This window comes from Tardiphaga robiniae (genome assembly GCF_013359755.1).
Lineage (GTDB): Bacteria > Pseudomonadota > Alphaproteobacteria > Rhizobiales > Xanthobacteraceae > Tardiphaga > Tardiphaga robiniae.
Window position 1 is genome coordinate 115,523 of the sequence record NZ_JABMCJ010000067.1, and the last position, 21,158, is coordinate 136,680.

Sequence of the window (21,158 nt, forward strand, 5' to 3'; positions counted from 1 at the left end):
GAAGATCATGGCCGACGCCTATATTATCGACGCAGTCCGCACGCCCCGTGGCATCGGCAAAGTGGGCAAGGGCAAGCTCGCCGAACATCATCCGCAGCATCTCGCCGCCACCGTGCTCAAGGCGATCGCCGAGCGCAACAAACTCAACACCGCGGACGTTGACGACGTGATCTGGTCGACCTCGACCCAGCGCGGCAAGCAGGGCGGCGATCTCGGCCGCATGGCCGCGCTCGATGCCGGCTACGACATCAAGGCGTCCGGCACCACGCTGGATCGTTTCTGCGGCGGTGGCATCACTGCGGTGAATTTCGCGGCGGCCCAGATCATGTCGGGCATGGAAGACGTCGTCATCGCCGGCGGCACCGAGATGATGTCGCTGACCGGTGCGATGGCCGCCGAAGATATGGCCGCCGGCAAGCCGCCGCTCGGCATGGGCTCGGGCAACAAGCGCCTCGCCAAGGTGCATCCGCAGTCGCATCAGGGCATCTGCGGCGACGCGATTGCCTCGATGGAGGGCATCAGCCGCGAGGCGCTCGATGCGCTCGGTCTGGAAAGCCAGCGCCGCGCAGCCATCGCCATCAAGGAAGGCCGTTTCGACAAGAGCATCGTCCCGGTGAAGGATGACGAGGGCAATATCGTGCTCGCCAAGGACGAATATCCACGTCCGGAAACCACTGCCGAAGGTCTCGCCGGTCTGAAGCCGGCTTTCGCTGCGATGGCCGATCATCCGCTGGATGACAGCGGCATGACCTTCCGCAAGCAGATCAACCAGAAATATCCGGATCTCAAGATCGAGCATTTTCACCACGCCGGCAATTCATCGGGCGTGGTCGATGGTGCCGCAGCCTTGCTGCTGACCTCGAAATCCTATGCCGACAAGCATGGCCTGAAGCCGCGCGCGCGCATCGTGGCCATGGCCAATATCGGCGACGATCCGACCCTGATGCTGAATGCGCCGGTGCCGGCGGCGAAGAAGGTGCTGGCAAAGGCCGGTCTCAAGAAAGAAGACATCGATCTGTGGGAGATCAATGAAGCCTTCGCCGTGGTCGCCGAGAAGTTCATCCGCGATCTCGATCTCGATCGCAGCAAGGTCAACGTCAATGGCGGCTCGATCGCGCTCGGCCACCCGATCGGCGCCACCGGCGCGATCCTGATCGGCACGATCCTCGACGAACTCGAGCGCCGCAACCTCAAGCGCGGTCTGGTCACCATGTGCGCCGCGGGCGGCATGGCACCGGCGATCATCATCGAGCGCGTGTAAGCTTTAACCTCTCCCCGCTCTTTGCGGGGAGAGGTCGACCGGCAAAGCCGGTCGGGTGAGGGGCTATCACTTCAGACACAGCACACGCGGACTCACGGGTCGGAAATTTCTCGACCCGTGAGTCCGCGTCTGTTGAAGCGTCAAACCCCGCCCCTCACCCTAACCCTCTCCCCGCAAATGCGGGGCGAGGGAACGTGCCGGCGCCTGGAGCGAAGCCTGCGACGGCCTTACTCGTTCGACGGCCACGCCATCGGGAACGACAGCGGCGAGATCTCCGTCAGCTTGCGGCCGGCCCAGTCGAGACCCGGCGTGCGCTCCTCCGCGCGGATCTGCGCCTCATGCACGCGCAACGCCGCCGCCGGATAATCGAAGGTCTGCACCACGCCGTCCTTCACCACCTGCCGGCCATCCACATAGACGTGGCGCACCGCGCGTTCCGCCGCCGCATAGATCATGCTGCGGATTGGATCGCGATGCGGTTGCATCATCGGATGGGTGACGTCGACCATCACGAAATCGGCCTTGCAGCCAGCCTCGAGCCTGCCGATGTCGTCGCGGCCGAGCGCCTTGGCGCCGACGGTGGTGGCGGCCTCGAACAGCATGGTCGAGTTCAGGCCGCGCGGATGCCCGGCCATCAGCCGCGAGGTCATCGTCACGTTGCGCATCTCCTCGATCATGTTGTGCGGATAGGTGTCGGTGCCGATCGCCACTGAAATGCCGGCCGCGCGATAGCGGCCGACATCGCGTAGCGCGATGCCGCGGCGCATGAACACGGTGGGACAATGCGCCACCGTCGTTCCGGTTTCGGCGAGCAGCGCGAGATCGCGCTTCGTGTGCCACGGCGTCAGCGGATGGTCGTCGACGAAGATGGAGTGACCGACCAGCGAGGTCGGGCCGAGCACGCCGAGTTCGCCGAGCCACTGGATCGGCGTCACGCCATGGCGGCGGACGATCTCGTGGAATTCCGACACCGACTGTGCGGCATGAGTCTGCCACGGAATGCCGCGGCGTTTCGCTTCGGCGTAACTGTCTTTCATCAGTTGCGGCGTGCAGGTGTCGATCTGCGCCGGATACATCATGCCGGACAGACGGCCGGACGGATGGCTCTCGGCGGCATCGATGAGCGCGAAGGCCTGCAGCATGCCGTCTTCGCCGGCCTTCTCGTTCCATTCGTAATCGACGAGCGTGCCGTTCGGCGTGAACCAGCGCGCCGAGCGGAACCCCGGAGCGATATAGACGCGCAGGCCGCTTTGTCCGGCGAGATCGAGCCATTGCGGATGAGGCATCGAAAGATCAACCACCGTGGTGACGCCGGACAGCAGCAATTCCGAATACGCAACGCGCACGCAGTCCGGCACGCCTTCCGGATCGGACCGCAGGATCGGCATGTATTCGTAAAGCGACGAATTATACAGGCCGGGCGAGCCGATCTCGTCGAGAAAGCCCTTATTGAGCGGTTCGCTGGACGGATGCGAATGGATATCGACGAGGCCCGGCATCACCATGAACCCGCGTCCGTCGATGGTCTCGACCGCTTCGCCCTGATAGCCGCGGCCGGCAAACACGATCTGGCCGCCGTCGAAAGCGACATCGCCGCCGGTGACATAGGTGTGGCTGTTTTTTGCGGCGTCCCAGGCGACGACATAGTCCGCGTTGCGGATGACGGTGATGGCCATACTGATCCTCTTGATGGAAGGCGAGGAACCGTAAGCGCAAGCGACTAGCCGGTGCAAGATCGAGAGGTGAGCAGATCCGCCTGTCTATTTGGCAGGTGCAACCCGTCTGTTCGGCTCGTGCAAATGACGATAAGAAGACGCGTTGATCTGCAAAGTCCTGAAGAGAGCCTGAACTGATGCAATACAGACATGATGGCCTTTACGCTTCCCGCCGTTCGCCGGTCATGGCGCGCAATGTGGTGGCGGCGTCGCAGCCGCTGGCAACGCAGGCCGGGTTGCGCATGCTGGAGCGCGGCGGCAATGCGCTGGATGCGGCGCTCGCGGCAGCGATCACGCTGACCGTGGTCGAGCCGACCGGCAACGGCATCGGATCGGACGCCTATTGCATCCTGTGGGACGGCAAGGAGCTGCATGGCCTCAACGCATCCGGCCGGTCGCCGGCGGGATGGAAGCCGGAGCGATTTGCAAATCACAAGACATTCCCGCATCGCGGGTGGGAGAGCGTCACCGTGCCCGGCGCCGTCTCGGCCTGGGTCGACCTGTCCGAACGCTTCGGCAAGCTGCCCTTCGCGGAGCTGTTCGAGCCCGCGATCTCCTATGCGGAAAACGGCTTCCACGTCTCGCCTGTGATCGCCGAACTCTGGCGCCGCGGCGCGGAGGAGTTGAAGAACCAGCCCGGCTTTGCCGAGGCCTTCATGCCGGGCGGGCGGGCGCCTGCGGCGGGCGAATTGTTTCGCGCACCCGGTCACGCCTATTCGCTCAAGCTGATCGCATCGACCAAAGGCGAAGCCTTCTATCGCGGCGAACTCGCGCAGCGTATCGCTGCCTTTGCGCGCGAACATGGCGCTGTGCTCGACGAGGCCGACATGGCCGCGCATCGCAATGACTGGTGCGGCACCATCCATCAGGATTTCGGCGATGCCTCGCTGCATGAGATCCCGCCGAACGGGCAGGGCATCGCGGCGCTGATGGCGCTGGGAATCATGCGGGCCTACGGCACCGACGGTCTTGTGCTCGACAGCGGCGATGCCTTCCATCTGCAGATCGAAGCCACGAAACTGGCTTTCGCCGATGTCTATGACTATGCCGCCGATCTCGATTACATGCACGATGTCACCGTCGCGCATCTGCTCAATCCCAGCTATCTCGCCTCGCGCGCCAAGCTCATCGACATGAGTCGCGCTCAGGATTTCGGCGCTGGCGCACCGAAGACCGGCGGCACCGTGTGCCTGTCCACCGGCGATGCCAGCGGCATGATGGTGTCCTATATCCAGTCGAACTATTCCGGCTTCGGCTCCGGCGTCGTCGTGCCGGGCACCGGCATCAGCCTGCAGAATCGCGGCTTCGGTTTCGTCCTGACTGAGGGGCATCCCAATCAGGTCGGCCCGCGCAAGCGCCCGTTCCAGACCATCATTCCGGGCTTCGTCATGCAGGGCAAAGAGCCGCTGATGGCCTTCGGCCTAATGGGCGGCCCGATGCAGGCGCAGGGCCATCTGCAGATGATGTTGCGCATGCAGCTCTGGGGGCAGGATCCGCAGACCGCCGCGGATGCACCGCGCTGGCGCTATGTGGTTGGGTTGAAAGTGGCGATCGAGACGGCGGTGCCGGACAATGTCGCGGCAGACCTCGCCAGCCGTGGCCATGTCATCGAGCGCGAACCGCCGGACTCCGCCTTCGGTTTCGGCGGTGCGCAGCTCGTGCGCAGGATCGACGGTGGTTACGTCGCCGGCTCCGACCCGCGCAAGGATGGGCTCGCGGCTGGCTACTAAAGCGATGCAACTGCGGTCGGGCTAACCCAGCCCGGCAGCCTTCGCGATCGTGTAGGTGATCAGGCTCGCCACATAAGCCAGTGCGAACATGTAGAGGAACGTCACCACCATCCACTTGGTGCTGCCGGTCTCGCGGCGGATCACGGCCAGTGTCGAGGCGCATTGCGGGGCGAAGATGAACCAGGCCAGGAACGACAGAGCCGTCGCGAGGCTCCATTTGCTGGCCAGCGCCTGGCCGATGGCGTCAGCCGCTTCCTTGCCGCCTTCGATCGCATAGACGGTGCCGAGCGCGCCGACCGCGACTTCGCGCGCCGCCATGCCGGGGATCAGCGCCACCGCGATCTGCCAGTTGAAGCCGAGCGGTGCGAAGAACGGCTCCAGGAATTTTCCGATCATCGCAGCCAGGCTGTAATTGATCGCCGGCCCTTCGGCGCCGGCCGGTGCCTGCGGGAACGAGGCCAGGAACCAGATCAGGATCATCATCGACAGGATCGTGGTGCCGGCGCGCTGCAGGAACATCTTGGCGCGGGTATAGACGCCGATGGCGATGCTCTTGATGCGCGGCAGCTTGTAGTCCGGCAATTCCAGCATGAAGGGCGCCGGCTGGTAGTCGCGCCACATGAAGAACTTGATGACGAAGGACGCGGCGAGGGCGCTGCCGATGCCGGCGATGTAGAGCCCGAACATCACCAGACCCTGCAGATTGACCCAGCCCCAGACGTTTTCCGCCGGGATGAAGGCGGAGATGATCAGCGTATAGACCGGGATGCGCGCCGAACAGGTCATCAGCGGCGCGATCAGGATGGTGGTCAGGCGGTCGCGGCGGTTGTCGATCACACGCGTCGCCATGATGCCGGGGATGGCGCAGGCGAAGCTCGACAGCAGCGGGATGAAGGCGCGGCCATGCAGACCGGCGCCGCCCATGATGCGGTCCATCAGGAACGCGGCGCGTGCCATGTAGCCAAAATCTTCCAGCAGCAGGATGAACAGGAAGATGATGATGATCTGCGGCAGGAACACGAGCACGCTGCCGACGCCGGCGATCAACCCGTTCTGCAGGAAGCTCTGCAAGATTCCTTCAGGCAGCACTTGTGCCACCAGCGTGCCCAGCGCGCCGAAGGAATCCGACAGCAGCTCCATCAGCGGCTGCGCCCAGGAGAACACCGCCTGGAACATCACGAACAGAATGAGCGCGAGGATCGCGAGACCGGCGACTGGATGCAGCACCACGGCATCGACGCGCGTGGTCAGCGTGTCCGGCTTGGTCGGCATCGTGACGGTTTCGCGGATGATGCGGTCAGCCTCGCGCTGCAGCACCTTCATCTCGGACAGGCCGAGCGGCTTCCAGCCATCGCCTGTGGTAACTGCCGGCATGTTGGCGGCGAATTCGTCGGTGCGCTTGCGCAATTCCTCGACGCCGGCCTTCTTCACCGCGATCGAGGTGATCACCGGCACGCCGAGTGCCGCTGACATCGCATCGACATCGATGCTGACGCCGCGGCGCTGCGCGATGTCGAACATGTTGAGCACCACCAGCAGCGGGCGGCCGGTGCGCTTGAGCTCGAGGATCAGCCGCAGCGTGAGCCGTAGATTGGTGGCGTCGGCGATGCACAGGACCAGATCGGGCGCGGCTTCGCCGGGGCGCTTGCCGAGCACGACATCGCGGGTGATCTCTTCATCCGGGCTGCGGCCGCGCAGCGAATAGGTGCCGGGCAGGTCGAGCAGCGTCACCTGACGGCCGGCCGGTGTCACAAAGGCGCCCGCCTTGCGCTCGACGGTGACGCCCGCATAGTTGGCCACCTTCTGGCGGCTGCCGGTGAGTGCGTTGAAGAGCGATGTCTTGCCGCTATTGGGGGCTCCCACCAGCGCGAGATGAAAGCGCTCGGTGGTCACGTCTGTATGGGTCATTTCACAACAACTGCCATGGCTTCGCGCCGGCGAACGGCGATCGTAATATTGTCGACGCGCACCGCGATCGGATCGCGCTGGATGGCACCCTGATGCAGGATCTCGACGCGCGCACCTTCGGTGAAGCCCATTTCCAGCAGATGCCGTTCGAGCTCGTGGCCGCTCTCGGCGGCGCCTGCAATATCGGGCTGCAACGCCACGATGGTTCCGATGAATCCGCGCGGCGCATTGCCGAGGCGCAATTCGTGTATGGATGTTTCGGATGCAGTCTGGTGGACGGTCATGCCCGACCTTGTCGAGCAGCGTCCTGACAAGGTCAAGACAAACGCACGTATGTTATTAGAATGATTATAAAGAGGCGTTCCGGCACCGCTTACGATGCGCCCGCGGACTGCTCGTTCACTACCCGCTGCTGGATCTTCACCAGTTCTGCATAGATGCCGCCTTGGGCGATCAGTTCGTCGTTGGAGCCCTGCTCGGCGACGACGCCTTCTTTCAGCACGATGATCTTGTCGGCGTCGCGAATGGTCGAAAGCCGATGCGCGATCATGATGACGGTGCGGCCCTGCATCAGCCGGCGCAGCGCCTCGATCACCAGCGCCTCGGATTCCGGATCGAGCGCTGCTGTCGGCTCGTCCAGGATCATGATCGGGCTGTTGCGCACCACCGCACGCGCGATGCCGATGCGCTGGCGCTGGCCGCCGGACAGCGTGTCGCCGCGTTCGCCGACCATGGAGTCGTAACCGTGTGGCATGCGGCTGATGAACTCGTCGGCATTGGCGATCTTGGCGGCGGCAACGATCTCGTCATCGGTGGCGCCGGGCCGGCCATAAGCGATGTTCTCGCGGATCGTGCCGCGGAACAGTACCGTCTCCTGCAGCACGAAGCCGACCTGGGCGCGCAGGGCGGAGAGTTTGTAGTCGGTGACATCGACGCCATCGATCAGCACGCGCCCCGATGTCGGGTCATAGAAGCGCGGGATCAGGCTGAGCACCGTGGATTTGCCGGAGCCGGTCGGCCCGACCACGCCGACGATCTGGCCAGGTTCGATATGCAGCGAAACATCGCGGAGCACGCTGGCCTCTTCACTATAAGAGAAGGCGACGTTCTCGAAGGTGATGGCTCCCTTGGCGCGACCGGGATCGACCGCACCCGATTTTTCCACGATGACATCGTCGGCGGCCAGGATGTTCTGGATCCGCTCGAGCGCCACGGTGGTCTGCGCGATCGCGCTGGTCATGCTGGCGAGGTCCTTCACCGGTTTGAAGAACTGCGCGAGATAAGCGAGGTACACGGTGAGCGCGCCAGCCGTCATGGTGCCAGCGACAATCAGCGAGGTCCCCTTCCACAGCACGATGGCGGTGCAGAACGCCACCACGATGCTGACCACAGGCGAGAGCAGTGATTTCACCTGGCGCGCCTTCATGGCGGCCTCGACAGTCGCATGGCTGGCGGCCTCCAGCCGCGCCAGTTCGAGATCCTGCCTGCCGAAGGCCGTGACTGCGCGCACCTGGCCGAGGCCCTGCTGGACCACGGCGACAATCTCGCTCTGTCGTTGCCGCACCGTGCGCGTGACTTCCTTCACGGCGCGCTTGAAATGGAACACGAAGACGATCAGGAACGGCGTGATGCCGAGCGCGATCAGCGTAAAATCCCAGTCGAGCCAGAACATCAGCCCGATCATGAAGACGATGGTGATGAGATCGAGCAGGATATCCAGCGTCGACGATGACGCGAAGTTCTGCAGCGTTGTGACGTCGGTGGTGATCGTGGACATCAGCGCGCCGGTCTTGGCCTTGTCGTAGTAGCGCAGCGACAGCCGATGCAGATGCGCATAGATGCGGATGCGCAGGTCGTTGGCCACCCACTGGCCGACCGATGTCGAATAGTAGTTGTCGATGTAGGTGGCGATCGCGCCGATCACGGCGATGACCAGGGTGGCGATGCCGGCGAACAGTGCGACGCCGAGCGTGTGGCGGCCGATGCCATAGTCATGGGCCCAGTCCAGCCAAGCGGGCAGGTGATGGCTGCCCAGCGCGTCATCGAGCACCAGTTTCAGCGGCCAGGGCGCGGCCAGGCTCATGGCGATCTCGACCAGCATGGCGAGGAAGACAATGATCAACCAGCCGCGATAGGGCCGGAGCATCTCGAGTACCAGACGAGTCATCGAACATTGTCTCCAGCAACACGGCCAGGCCGGGAATCATGAGCAGTCCGGGCGGCCGCAGTATATAGCCGCCGTCGGTTAGCGGGTCTTAACTGTAGTCAGGTACAGATGGATTTTTGCTGACAGCCCGCGCATTGTGGCATGCGGGCAGGAGCGTCAGTTAATTTGGCAGGGCTGCGCAGGACCGAACATGAACGTGCGATCCGTTGCTTTCCCGTTCTGGGGCAGGGTGCTTCTGCTGGCCGGCATCCTCGGTCTGGTGGTGGGCGGCGGCCTTCTGACCTGGCGCTATATCGAGCGTCCGACCGTGCTCAAGTTGGCGGTCGGGTCGATCGATGGCGAAGCCGGCAAGACGGCATCGATCATCGCCAGCCATTTCGCCACCAGGAAGTCGCCCATCCGGCTGGATTTCGAGACCTTCGGCAACGCCGTCGATGCGGGTAAGGCATTCTCCTCCGGCAAGGTCGATCTCGCTGTCGTCCGGGCCGATGTCGGCGATCTCTCCGAGGCGCGCGCCGTTGCCGTCATGGCCAAGGCGGTGGTGATGCTGATCGCGCCTCCCGGTTCGAAAATCACCAGCGTCGAAGGCCTGCGCGGCCGCACCGTCGGTGTGGTGGGCGGCGAGGTCAATCGCAGGCTGGTCGATGCGCTCACCAAGCAATACGACCTGACGAGCGCGAGGGTCACATTCAAGAATCTTGAGGTCAGCGATACCCGGCGCGCGGTGGAAGCCAAGGAAGTCGGCGCCCTGCTGGTGGTGATCCCGCTGACCGAGAAGTATTTGTCCCTGGTGCGCGGTCTGTTCAAAACCGGCGCGCCCGTGCTGATCCCGATCGATGCCGCCGGCGCCATTGCCGATGCCAACGGCGCCTATGAAAGCTTCGACATTCCGAAAGGGTCGCTGCGCGGCGCGCCGCCCGTCCCGGATGATGACGTGACAACGCTTCGGGTCAGTTACTACCTGGTCGCGAACAAGAAGCTCCATTCCAGCCTGATCGCGCGTCTGACCGAAATGGTGATCGCGGCGCGCCGCGACCTGATCGCCGGGCAACCGCAACTGGCCGGTATCGCCGCTGCCGACACCGATCCCGATGCCTTTATCCCCATTCATCCCGGCGCTGCTGCCTACTACAACGGTACCGAGCAGAGCTTCATGGACAAATACGGCGACGACATCTATCTCGCCCCCATGATCCTTGGCGCCCTTGCCTCTGTGCTGGCTGCCGCCTGGAAATTCCTCGGCATCCGCCCGCCCGACCACCGTGAGGCGACACTCAATGCACTTTATGCATTGCCGCGCCGGATCCGGGCGGCGGCGGACGATGCGGAACTGTGCGCGATCGAGCAGGAGGTCGACGATCTTCTCAGCGCGCAATTGGCGAAGACCATGCGCAATGATGACGATGCACTTGAAATGGCGACGCTGGTCTCTTCGGCACAGCGCCTCGATAACCTCATTCATCACCGCCGTTCGGCGCTGGCGCGGGCCCCATTTTCTGCCGCGCCGCATTCAAGTATAGAGTCGGAGACGTAGTTCCAGGCCATGACGCTGTTTTGCAGAACCAACAGCCGTTTGCGGGCACCTTTATTTCTCGCGAGAGGTCAATCATGACGCATAACCTGCTCGTGTTTCCGGATGACACCGCGCAGTGCATCATCGATCCGATCAGGGCGGCAAAGCGCAGCCTGAACATCCGGATGTTCCTGTTCACCGATCCGACGCTGCTGCATGAGGTGATCGCGGCGAAGCGGCGCGGCGTGAAAGTGCGCGTCATGCTCAATCCGGCCCGGCGAAATGGCGAAAGCGAGAATGACGAAACCGCCGCGGCACTGGCTGCGGCCGGGGTCGAGGTCCGTGACAGCAATCCGGCCTTCGCGCTGACCCATCAGAAGTCGATGGTGATCGATCATGAGTGGGGCTTCGTCGAGTCGCTGAACTGGGAAACCCGCGATCTCACCGAGACGCGCGACTACGCGGTGACCACGACCAAGAAGCTCGAAATTTCCGAGATGGTGGATTGCTTCGAGGCCGACTGGGCGAAGCAGGATTTCGTACCGAACCCGGACTCGCAACTGATCTGGTGCCCGAACAACGGCCGCGAGCGGATCGGCGCTTTCATCGATTCCGCGCGGGACACGCTCTGGATCCAGAACGAGCGTTATCAGGACACGGACATCATCGAGCGGCTGGTTCGCGCGGTGCTGCGCGGCGTTCAGGTCCACATCATGGCGCGGCAGCCGCACAAGCTGAAGAAGAACAAGCTGATCGAGGGTATCGGGGGGCTGCGCATCATGCATGACGTCGGCGCCAAGGTGCACCGGCTCAATGACATGAAGCTGCACGGCAAGATGCTGTTGGCCGACGAGGAACGCGCTATCGTCGGTTCCATCAATCTCACGCCGGGCAGTTTTGACGATCGCCGCGAACTGGCCATTGAGACCGATGCGCACCATGTTGTGAAGCGTCTCGTCGAGACCTCGCATCACGACTGGAAACATTCGCGCAAGCTCGACCTCTCCGACGAGGCGGTGCAGGCGGATCTGGAAAAACACGGCATCCGGCAGTAGCTCGTTGTCGCTCAGCGCCGATCCGGCCGCGGCGATTGCCGGGCTCGGGGCTGCACAGGTTTCCTTTCCGCGCGGCGAGCATATTCCGTGGCTAGGTTCAGCAGTCGTTCGCGAACCACGGGGTCATCAATCTCCCGCGCCAGCTTTTCGCAGCGCTCGGCCTGCTCTCTGAAATATGCGGCTTCGCTAGGCAACTTTGTCGTTTTCCATGGGCAGTGCGGGGCGCAGGAACATCGCCGAGAGCTGATCCTTGATTTCCAGGACACGCGGCGATGTCATACCCGGGCGAATGCAGAGCAGCGCTTTGATGGTCGGAAGCTCCGGCAAGTAATAGTCCCTGGCCCAGACCAGTCCCGGCGGAATGATCCGGCTGGGAACAGCCGTCAGTCCGATGCCGGCTTCGACGGCGGCTTTCTTCGCGCTGTAGTCCTGACTGCTGAAGGCAATCCGATAGGAAAGGCCATGCCGCGTGAGCGTATGAATCATCCAGTCGTCATTGGTCCAGGTGACGATTGGGATCGGTGCGCCGGGGCTGAGCACGAATGATTTCGAGCGAACCCATGCCAGCCGGTCCTCGGATTCATCGACAATGAGCGGAGCCAGATCGGCACTGATTTCTCCCCGCTGGAAAAAACACCCGACGTCGATATGGCCGTCGATCAATGCTGTCGCAATCTCGGTGGACATTCCGGCATGGATATGGATGTCATTGAGGTTGCTCAGGCTCTGCTCGGCGACGAAGCGCTGCGCGAGGACAACGCTCAGGCCCAAACGAAGCCGGTCGACATGATTATCGGCTCCGCCGAGCGCAAGCACCTGATCGTTGGCCTCGATGATCTTGCGCGCCTGCGCAAGCACCAGCTTGCCGAGATCGGTCGGACAACTTCCGTTCGGCGTCTTGCTGAACAGCGAACCGCCAACAAGTTGTTCGAGGCGCTTGATCTGCGAACTCACCGCGGGCTGACTCAACCCCAATTGCTCCGCAGCCTTGGTCAAGCTACCTGTTTCTGAAATGGCAACGACGGTACGAACAATTTCAATCGGAATATTGAGATGCCGCTTGTGCATTTGAATATCCAGCCTCGCAATTGCGCCATGAGTCGGACCAAGTGGTGTCGCGATTCTCCACCAATCATATAGGCGTAATCACTCTTGGTTATATATTTGATTTGGATGGCATTTCGGGAACTTATGGCGTCATCAAAATCAGTGTGTGGCGGCTATCTACCGAATTCGATGATGACTACACGCGCCGTCGCATCGGACTCAATCGCGACAGGTGCTGATCCTTGTTCCACAAGCAGCCCATCATGCGCCGACAGGCTGTCGACGGTCGATGCCGACCGTACGGTCGCAGTGCCATGCTCAACGAACAGAAACGCTTGTGCAGAAACTATAAAATCCTGACGTTTCATGACGTTGATGCGTCTCACATGCTGTGAGACGATCCCGCGCCTGCTCATCACATTCAAATCTGTAATGGGGCCGTCGATCAGTAACGCTGACGTTTGCTGATCGCCCGGGAAGGAATGGATCGTACTGCGATCAATGCGCACAGATGCGCGGCCGTGGACATTGAGGTCGATGCCGGCGCCATCGATGACCAGAAGTGTACGATCAATCCCGGGAAATGACGAGAACGGTCCGTCGCTCGTCACCTGCGCCATACTGACGCGCCAGTCGAAATCGTCCAGCTCTGCATTCGCCGGGAAGATCGCGATCTCCGTGGTCGATCCCAGCCCGTTCTTCCAGGGCATCACCTTGTAGTTCGCGGCGCGCAGGATTTGCATGCGCCGCACTCAGCCCTTGGCGTGCATTGATGGCAGATTGAGGTGATGTTCCTCTGCGCAATCGATGGCTTCCTCATACCCTGCATCGGCGTGGCGCATCACGCCGGTGGCGGGATCGTTCCACAACACGCGTTCGAGGCGCTTGGCCGCTTCCGGCGTGCCGTCGGCGACGATGACCATGCCGGAATGCTGCGAGAAGCCCATGCCGACGCCGCCGCCATGATGCAGCGACACCCATGTTGCGCCAGATGCGCAGTTGAGCAGCGCATTGAGCAGCGGCCAGTCGGAGACGGCGTCGGAGCCGTCCTTCATCGCTTCGGTCTCGCGGTTCGGGCTTGCGACCGAACCGGAGTCGAGATGATCGCGGCCGATCACGATCGGCGCCTTCAGCTCACCCGAAGCCACCATCTCGTTGAAGGCGAGGCCGAGGCGATGGCGATCGCCGAGGCCGACCCAGCAGATCCGCGCCGGCAGGCCCTGGAACTGGATGCGCTCGCGTGCCATATCGAGCCAGTTCACTAGCGCCTTGTTGTGTCCGAGGATCTCCTTCACCTTGGCGTCGGTCTTGTAGATGTCCTCGGGATCGCCTGAGAGAGCAGCCCAGCGGAACGGGCCAATGCCGCGGCAGAACAGCGGACGGATGTAAGCGGGGACGAAGCCCGGGAAGTCGAACGCGTTGTCGACGCCTTCTTCCTTCGCCATCTGGCGGATGTTGTTGCCATAGTCGACCGTCGGCACGCCCATCTTGTGGAAGTCCAGCATTGCGCGGACATGCTCGCTCATCGATTTGCGCGACGCCTTCTCGACGGATTGGGGATCGGTGGCACGCTTGGCTTCCCACTGGGACAGCGTCCAGCCTTTCGGCAGATAGCCGTTGACCGGATCATGCGCCGAGGTCTGGTCGGTGACGATATCCGGCCTGACGCCGCGGCGGACCAGTTCAGGGAAGATGTCGGCCGCATTGCCGAGCACGCCGACAGAGATCGGCTTCTTCTCTTTATTGGCCTTCTCGATGATCGCCAGGGCGTCGTCGAGGTCTTTCGCCTGCACATCGAGGTAACGGCTCTTCAAGCGCATCTCGATGCGGCTCGGCTGACACTCGACCGCCAGACACGACGCGCCGGCCATGGTCGCCGCCAGCGTCTGCGCACCGCCCATGCCGCCGAGACCGGCGGTGAGGATCCATTTGCCGGAGAGGTCGCCATTGTAATGCTGGCGGCCGGCTTCCACGAAGGTCTCGTAGGTGCCCTGCACGATGCCCTGCGAGCCGATATAGATCCACGAGCCGGCCGTCATCTGGCCGTACATCATCAGCCCCTTGCGATCGAGCTCGTTGAAGTGCTCCCAGGTGGCCCAGCGCGGCACCAGGTTGGAATTGGCGATCAGCACGCGCGGCGCATCTGCATGCGTCTTGAATACGCCGACCGGCTTGCCGGATTGCACCAGCAGCGTCTCGTCGGCATTGAGCTCACGCAGTGATTTAGCGATCTGGTCGAAGGCTTCCCAATTGCGTGCAGCGCGGCCGATGCCGCCATAGACCACCAGCTCGTTCGGGTTCTCGGCCACTTCCGGATCGAGATTGTTCATCAGCATGCGCAGTGGCGCTTCGGTGAGCCAGTCCTTGGCGGAAAGCTCTGTGCCGCGCGGGCTGCGGACGATGCGGCTGTTCTTGCTGCGATCCATGATGATGTCCTTAGTTGGATTTCGCGGAGGTCCGGCCGTGCCAGACGCGGGCGTGAAGCGGATTGAAGCCGACGCGGTAGACCAGCTCGGCGGGATGTTCGATGTCCCAGATGGCGAGATCGCAGGCTTTGCCCGCTTCCAGCGTGCCGACTTCGCTCAGCTTGCCCAGTGCCCGCGCGCCTTCGCGCGTCACGCCGAGCAGGCATTCGTCGACGGTCATGCGAAACAGTGTCGCGCCCATATTCATGGTCAGCAGCAGCGAGGTCAGCGGCGAGGTGCCGGGATTGCTGTCGGTGGCCAGCGCGAGATGCGTGCCATGCCTGCGAAACAGCGCGATCGGCGGAGCCTGGGTTTCGCGCAGGGTGTAGTAAGCACCCGGCAATACCACGGCGACGGTGCCGGCCTTGGTCAGCGCGACGACGCCGTCTTCGTCCGTATGTTCGAGATGGTCGGCCGACAGCGCGTTATGCTCGGCGGCGAGTTTAGCACCGTGAAGGTTGGACAGTTGGTCGGCATGCAGTTTCACGGGCAGGCCGAGTTTCTTGGCGGCGTCGAACACCCGCGCCGTCTGCTCTGGCGAAAACGCGATGCCTTCGCAGAACGCGTCGACGGCGTCGGCGAGTTTCAGCTCGGCAATCGCCGGCAGCATTTCGGCGATGACCGTGTCGATATAGGCGTCCTTGTCGCCACCCGCTTCCGGCGGCATCGCATGCGCGCCGAGAAACGATGTTACGACGGAGACGTCGCGCGCACGGCCGAGCTGCCGCGCCGCTGTGAGGCAGCGGATCTCGGTCTCCTTGTCGAGCCCATAACCCGACTTGATCTCGATGGTCGTGACGCCTTCGGCGAGCAGATGATCGAGCCGCTTCAATCCGCTGGCGACGAGCTGCGCCTCGCTGGCCGCACGCGTCGCCTTCATGCTCGAGGCGATGCCGCCGCCGGCGCGCGAGATGTCCTCATAGCTCGCGCCCTCGAGCCGCATCGCGAATTCACTGGCGCGGTTGCCGCCATAGATCAGATGGGTATGGCAATCGACGAGGCCGGGCGTGATCCAGCGGCCCTCGCAATCGATCCGTGTCTTGGCGTCGGCATCCGGCGGCAGGTCTGACGCAGGACCAGCGTAAGCAATCCGGCCATCCTTTGTTGCGATGCAGCCATCCTCCAGGATCCCGAGGCCGGGCTGGCCGGGCGCCATGGTGGCAAGGCGTGCATTGGTCCAGATGGTATCGAAGGTCATGACGGACTGCCGTAAATTCGGGACGTCGTATGTCTATACATAATCAGCGGCCTCGCTTATTGTCGAGCGTCTTTTGAATGCAACAGGCAATCGCTATGGGCACGCAACGTGCTGCAAAAAGGCTGTTCTTTGCGCACGCGCTGCTGCCGTCAGGCTGGGCGCGCGACGTCGTTGTCGCAATCGAGAATGGCACCATCACGGCCGTTGCCGCGAATTCGAGCAGCGCTGACGCTGAAATCATCAGCGGCGTGGTGCTGCCGGGATTGCCCAATCTGCACAGCCATGCGTTCCAGCGCGGCATGGCCGGCCTCACCGAAATCCGCGGTGCCACGCAGGACAGTTTCTGGACCTGGCGGCAGTTGATGTATCGCTTCATCGATACGCTGACGCCAGACGATGTCGAGGCCATCGCGGCTTTCGCCTATGCCGAGATGCTGGAAGGTGGCTTCACCTCGGTGGCCGAATTTCACTATCTGCATCACGATGAAAACGGCGCACCCTATAGCGATCTTGCCGAAATGGCGGGACGCATCGCGGCGGCGGCTGGCGAGACCGGCATCGGTCTGACGCTGCTGCCGTCCTTCTACAATTTCAGCGGCTTCGGCGGCGCGCCGTCGATCCACGGTCAGCGCCGTTTCGTCAATGATCCCGCGCGCTTTCTGGCGCTGCTGGAGAAATCCGGCGCGGCCATCGCGCCTCTCGATGACGCCGCCATCGGCATCGCGCCGCATTCTCTGCGCGCGATCACGCCGGAGACGTTGAATGACGTCCTCAAGGCGGTGCCCGATGGTCCGATCCATATCCACGTGGCCGAGCAGACCAAAGAGGTCGAGGACTGTATCGCCTGGTCAGGCAAGCGGCCGGTGGCATGGCTGCTGGATCACATGCCCGTCGACAGGCGCTGGGCGCTGATCCACGCGACCCATATGACCGATGAAGAAGCCGCCGGTGTCGCGAAAGCAGGTGCCGTCGTCGGCCTGTGCCCGCTCACCGAAGCCAGCCTCGGCGACGGCATTTTTGAAGGTCCGCGCCTCATCGATGCCGGCGGCGTGTTCGGCGTCGGCTCCGATTCCAATATCGAGATCACGGCGCCCGGCGAACTCAAGCAGCTCGAATACAGCCAGCGTCTCGCCTATCGCGTCCGCAATGCCGTGGCGCGCCATGAAGGTGAATCCACCGGCCGTGCGCTCTATGAACATGCGCTGGTCGGCGGTGCGCAGGCGTCAGGCCGCAATATCGGTGCACTTGCGGCTGGCAAGCGTGCGGATATTGTCGTGCTGGACACCGCGCATCCCGATCTCTGTGCCGTCACCGGCGACCGCTGGCTCGATACCATGACCTTTGTCGCCGGCAAGTCGGCGATCTCCGACGTCTTCGTCGGCGGCAAGCAGGTCGTCAACAGCGGACGCCACATCAAACGCGCATCCATCACCGAGCGCTATCGGCGCGTCGTGCAGCGGCTGGCAAAACTCTGATGGCGACAGCGCGCGTGTCAAAGTCGGCAAATGGAAAAGCGCAGGCCGCGCCGCAGGCGCTGTATCAGCGCATCCGCGCCGATCTCGAAGAGAAGATCCTTTCCGGCCGCTGGCCGCCCGGCTATCGCATTCCGTTCGAGCATGAGCTGGTCGAGAGCTATAACTGTTCGCGGATGACCGTGAACAAGGTGCTGTCAGGTCTCGCCGCCGCCGGCATCATCGAGCGCAAGCGCCGCGTCGGCAGTTTTGTCGCCAAGCCGCTGGTGCAGTCGGCGGTGCTGCATATTCCGGATATCCAGGCCGAAATCGCCAAACGCGGCGAGGCCTATGCTTATGAGTTGCTGACGCGCAAGCGGCGCAAGGCAACCAAGGACGATCTCGAACGTCTCGGCATCGACAAGAGCTGCGACGTGCTGGTGTTGAGCTGTCGGCACATTGCCAAGGGCAGGCCTTTCGCGCTGGAAGAGCGCCTGATCAATCTCGACGTGGTGCCGCCTGCGTCTGAAATCGATTTCACGCGCGTGCCGCCCGGTACTTGGCTGCTTGGTCACGTCCCGTGGAATGAGGCTGAACACCGGATTACGGCATCTCTCGCCGATGATGTCGCCTTGAAGGCATTGACGCTGAAGAAGCCAGCCGCGTGCCTCGTGGTCGAGCGCCGCACCTGGCGCAAGAACAAGATCATCACATCGGTGCGCGTCACCTATCCGAACGATCTGTATCAGCTCACCGCACGCTTCACGCCGACGGGGCTGCGATCATGAGGACGATATGAATCATCTGCCGCGGCATAGCCGCGCAAATTGACTCTGGCAATCCGCCATGTTGCCATGCAGTATCATTCTAAATCTGGCTGAGGAGAGTGCGTTATGAAGTTGATTGGAGTTTCCGTCGCCGCCATGCTCGCGGCTCTCGTTGCGACCCCGGCTGCGGCGCAGACCAAGGTGACCATCGCTATTTCCGGCTGGACGGGTTTTGCGCCGCTGACGCTGGCGAAGGAAGCCGGCATCTTTGCGAAGAACGGTCTCGACGTCACCATCAAGAAAGTCCCGCAGGCCAGCCGCCATCTCGCCATCGCATCGGGCGATGTGCAATGCGCCGCAACCACGGTCGAGACCTGGGTGGTGTGGAATGCCAACGGCGTCGCCACCACGCAGCTGTTTCAGCTCGATAAGTCCTATGGCGCCGACGGCATGGCCGTGCGCGCCGGCACCGCAACGATCAAGGACCTGAAGGGCAAGACCGTTGCCGCATCGGCTCCGGGCACTGCGCCCTATTTCACGCTCGCCTGGTTCCTGAAGAAGAACGGCCTCAGCGTGAAGGATGTCTCCGTCGTCAATATGGAGCCGGGTCCGGCAGCACAGGCCTTCATCGCCGGCCAGAACGATGCGGCCATGACCTACGAGCCATATCTTTCTGCCGTGCGCGAGAAGCCGGAAGCTGGCAAGATCATCGCCACCACGCTCGACTATCCGATGATTATGGACACCTTCGGCTGCACGCCGAAATTCATCGCCGATAACGAAGGTGCCGTGAAGGCGCTGGCAAAGAGCTATTTCGAGGCCGTCGCGATGATCAAGGCCGACCAGGCCAAGTCCTATGAGATCATGGGCGCTGACGTGAAGCAGACCGGCGAGAAGTTCGGCGCCTCCGCGCAGTATCTGCGCTGGCAGGATCAGGAGGCGAACAAGAAGTTCTTCGCCGGCGAGCACCTGGCGTTCTCGAAGGAAGCGGCCGAGCTGCTGCTCGAAATCGGTGTGATCAAGGAAATCCCGGATCTGTCGAAGCTCGCCGATCCGCGCTTCATTCAGTAAATCTCCGCCATCGCTTCCGTCATTGCGAGGAGCGAAGCGACGCGGCAATCCAGCTCTGCTTAAGGAAGACTGGATTGCTTCGTCGCAAGAGCTCCTCGCAATGACGGTCATGAGCATCGAATACGCAGCATGAAGCCACTTGCCCCCATTTCATCCACCGCGCGCGTCGTGCTCGGCATATCGTTCTTCGTGCTGTTCGTGGCTGCGTGGTCCTATGCGACCTTTGGTGGCTTCGTCTCCAAGACCTTTCTCGCCAATCCCTGGACCATGCTGCAGGACGGCTGGTTTCTGCTGGTGAAGCAGGGCTTCCTGCACGATATCGGCATGACCATCTGGCGCGTGATCGGCGGCTTCGTGCTGGCGGCGCTGTTCGCGGTGCCGATCGGTATTTTGATGGGCGCCTACAAGCCGATCGAAGCCTTTCTCGAACCCTTCGTCTCCTTCGCGCGCTATCTGCCGGCTTCGGCCTTCATTCCGCTCCTGATCCTGTGGGCCGGCATCGGCGAATTGCAGAAGCTGCTGGTGATTTTCATCGGCTCGGTATTCCAGCTCATTCTGATGGTCGCTGTCAGTGTCGGCAGCGTCCGCCGCGATCTGGTCGAGGCATCGTTGACGCTTGGCGCGCGCGATGCCGGCGTGCTCAAGCGCGTTCTCATCCCATCCGCCGCGCCTGAGATCGCGGAAATTCTCCGTCTCGTGCTCGGCTGGGCCTGGACCTATGTCATCGTCGCCGAACTGATCGGCTCGTCCTCGGGCATCGGCCACATGATCATCGACAGCCAAGCGCTGCTGGCCACCGGCCAGATCATCTTCGGCATCATCGTCATCGGCATCATCGGTTTGATTTCGGACTATGCGTTCAAGGCTGCGAACCGGCGCTTGTTTCCGTGGAGCATCATTTGAGCAAGCTCGTCATCGACAACGTCTCGCGGATTTTCCCCGCCGTGCGCGGCGGCACGCCGACGCGTGCGCTGGAGCCGACCAATCTTTCCGTTGCGGACAACGACTTCGTCACGATCCTCGGACCAAGCGGCTGCGGCAAGTCCACGCTGCTGCGCATGGTCGCCGGGCTGGATACGCCGACCAGCGGCCGCATCATGCTCGACGGCAAGGCGATTACTGGTCCCGGCGCCGATCGCGGCATGGTGTTCCAGTCCTACACGCTGTTTCCCTGGCTCACGGTGTCGGAGAATATTTCCTTCGGTCTGCGCGAGCGCGGCGTCTCGCAACGTGAACGCACGCGCATTGCCGGCGAGTGGCTGGAGAAAGTCGGCCTCACCAGTTTCGCCAATCATTTCCCGAAGCAACTCTCAGGCGGCATGCAGCAGCGCACGGCCATTGCACGCGCGCTCGCCAACGATCCGAAAATCCTGCTGCTCGACGAGCCGTTCGGCGCGCTCGACAACCAGACCCGCGCCCTGATGCAGGAATTGCTGCTCGGCATCTGGGAGCGCGAGCGCAAGACAGTGATCTTCGTCACCCACGATATCGAGGAAGCGGTGTTCCTCGCGTCGCGCACCGTGGTGATGTCGGCGCGTCCCGGTCGCATCAAGGCCGACATTCCGGTCGATCTGCCGCATCCGCGGCACTACACAATCAAGACCAGCCCGGCTTTTTCCGATCTCAAGGCACGGCTCACGGAAGAAATCCGTGTCGAGGCAGTGCTCGCGGCTGAAGCCCACTAGGATTCTCTGGCCGCATCAGTGGCGTCAGGATACCGCTTAAACGGCGCGCGATCTATCGAAGGTTGCGTCGTTGCTTACGTGTCCCGCTGTGGCTGCGTGGTTTTATCCGAACCTTAAGTACGTTC

Annotated in this window: 17 protein-coding genes; 9 read left to right on the forward strand and 8 right to left on the reverse strand. The window is 62.7% G+C overall.

Annotated features, from left to right (window positions below; all coding sequences use genetic code 11):
- The first annotated feature begins 7 nt into the window (after window positions 1-7).
- Window positions 8-1,261, forward strand: coding sequence for an acetyl-CoA C-acetyltransferase (locus HP556_RS03660; protein ID WP_175365949.1), 1,254 nt, complete (start codon window positions 8-10; stop codon window positions 1,259-1,261).
- A gap of 227 nt (window positions 1,262-1,488) precedes the next feature.
- Here HP556_RS03660 and HP556_RS03665 read toward each other — a convergent pair whose 3' ends face one another.
- Entirely contained in the window at window positions 1,489-2,937 is a 1,449-nt protein-coding gene (locus HP556_RS03665; RefSeq protein WP_175365950.1) for an amidohydrolase family protein, read from the reverse strand.
- A gap of 176 nt (window positions 2,938-3,113) precedes the next feature.
- On the opposite strand from HP556_RS03665, the gene HP556_RS03670 reads away from it, so the two are divergent.
- A complete protein-coding gene (locus tag HP556_RS03670) occupies window positions 3,114-4,706 on the forward strand; it encodes a gamma-glutamyltransferase family protein (RefSeq protein ID WP_175365951.1) in 1,593 nt (530 codons plus the stop codon).
- Window positions 4,707-4,727: 21 nt separating this feature from the next.
- Here HP556_RS03670 and feoB read toward each other — a convergent pair whose 3' ends face one another.
- From feoB to HP556_RS03685, 3 genes are all read right to left on the reverse strand, one after another.
- Window positions 4,728-6,614, reverse strand: a complete 1,887-nt coding sequence (gene feoB, locus HP556_RS03675; RefSeq protein ID WP_175365952.1) for a ferrous iron transporter B — start codon at window positions 6,612-6,614, stop codon at window positions 4,728-4,730.
- Window positions 6,611-6,898: a FeoA family protein gene (locus tag HP556_RS03680; protein WP_175365953.1), complete on the reverse strand. Its 288-nt coding sequence runs from the start codon at window positions 6,896-6,898 to the stop codon at window positions 6,611-6,613. Before HP556_RS03680 ends, feoB begins: the two co-directional genes overlap by 4 nt.
- Window positions 6,899-6,987: 89 nt before the next feature.
- Entirely contained in the window at window positions 6,988-8,781 is a 1,794-nt protein-coding gene (locus HP556_RS03685) for an ABC transporter ATP-binding protein (RefSeq protein WP_175365954.1), read from the reverse strand.
- Between the two features lie 190 nt (window positions 8,782-8,971).
- Between HP556_RS03685 and HP556_RS03690 the strand changes: the two genes are divergently transcribed.
- Complete coding sequence (locus tag HP556_RS03690) at window positions 8,972-10,315, forward strand: TAXI family TRAP transporter solute-binding subunit (protein WP_175365955.1); 1,344 nt, start codon at window positions 8,972-8,974, stop codon at window positions 10,313-10,315.
- A gap of 74 nt (window positions 10,316-10,389) precedes the next feature.
- Window positions 10,390-11,349, forward strand: a complete 960-nt coding sequence (locus HP556_RS03695) for a phospholipase D-like domain-containing protein (protein ID WP_175365956.1) — start codon at window positions 10,390-10,392, stop codon at window positions 11,347-11,349.
- A 186-nt stretch (window positions 11,350-11,535) separates the two neighbouring features.
- Here HP556_RS03695 and HP556_RS03700 read toward each other — a convergent pair whose 3' ends face one another.
- The 4 genes from HP556_RS03700 to hutI all read right to left on the reverse strand — a co-directional run bounded on the left by HP556_RS03700 (window position 11,536) and on the right by hutI (window position 16,059).
- A complete protein-coding gene (locus HP556_RS03700; RefSeq protein ID WP_175365957.1) occupies window positions 11,536-12,417 on the reverse strand; it encodes a LysR family transcriptional regulator in 882 nt (293 codons plus the stop codon).
- A 152-nt stretch (window positions 12,418-12,569) separates the two neighbouring features.
- A complete protein-coding gene (locus tag HP556_RS03705) occupies window positions 12,570-13,139 on the reverse strand; it encodes a HutD/Ves family protein (protein ID WP_175365958.1) in 570 nt (189 codons plus the stop codon).
- Window positions 13,140-13,148: 9 nt separating this feature from the next.
- Window positions 13,149-14,822 carry a urocanate hydratase gene (gene hutU / locus HP556_RS03710; protein WP_175365959.1) on the reverse strand — a complete coding sequence of 558 codons (1,674 nt, stop codon included), beginning with the start codon at window positions 14,820-14,822 and terminating at the stop codon, window positions 13,149-13,151.
- Window positions 14,823-14,832: 10 nt separating this feature from the next.
- The gene (hutI, locus tag HP556_RS03715; protein ID WP_175365960.1) at window positions 14,833-16,059 is read right to left on the reverse strand and encodes an imidazolonepropionase; all 1,227 of its coding nucleotides are present in this window, start codon (window positions 16,057-16,059) and stop codon (window positions 14,833-14,835) included.
- A 95-nt stretch (window positions 16,060-16,154) separates the two neighbouring features.
- On the opposite strand from hutI, the gene HP556_RS03720 reads away from it, so the two are divergent.
- The 5 genes from HP556_RS03720 to HP556_RS03740 all read left to right on the forward strand — a co-directional run bounded on the left by HP556_RS03720 (window position 16,155) and on the right by HP556_RS03740 (window position 21,033).
- A complete protein-coding gene (locus tag HP556_RS03720) occupies window positions 16,155-17,534 on the forward strand; it encodes a formimidoylglutamate deiminase (RefSeq protein ID WP_210269051.1) in 1,380 nt (459 codons plus the stop codon).
- 14 nt (window positions 17,535-17,548) lie between these two features.
- A complete protein-coding gene (hutC, locus tag HP556_RS03725; RefSeq protein WP_338117528.1) occupies window positions 17,549-18,298 on the forward strand; it encodes a histidine utilization repressor in 750 nt (249 codons plus the stop codon).
- Window positions 18,299-18,433: 135 nt separating this feature from the next.
- Window positions 18,434-19,348, forward strand: coding sequence for an ABC transporter substrate-binding protein (locus HP556_RS03730; RefSeq protein ID WP_244628698.1), 915 nt, complete (start codon window positions 18,434-18,436; stop codon window positions 19,346-19,348).
- 129 nt (window positions 19,349-19,477) lie between these two features.
- A complete protein-coding gene (locus HP556_RS03735; RefSeq protein ID WP_093761596.1) occupies window positions 19,478-20,251 on the forward strand; it encodes an ABC transporter permease in 774 nt (257 codons plus the stop codon).
- Window positions 20,248-21,033: an ABC transporter ATP-binding protein gene (locus tag HP556_RS03740; RefSeq protein WP_175365964.1), complete on the forward strand. Its 786-nt coding sequence runs from the start codon at window positions 20,248-20,250 to the stop codon at window positions 21,031-21,033. Before HP556_RS03735 ends, HP556_RS03740 begins: the two co-directional genes overlap by 4 nt.
- Window positions 21,034-21,158 lie beyond the last annotated feature (125 nt).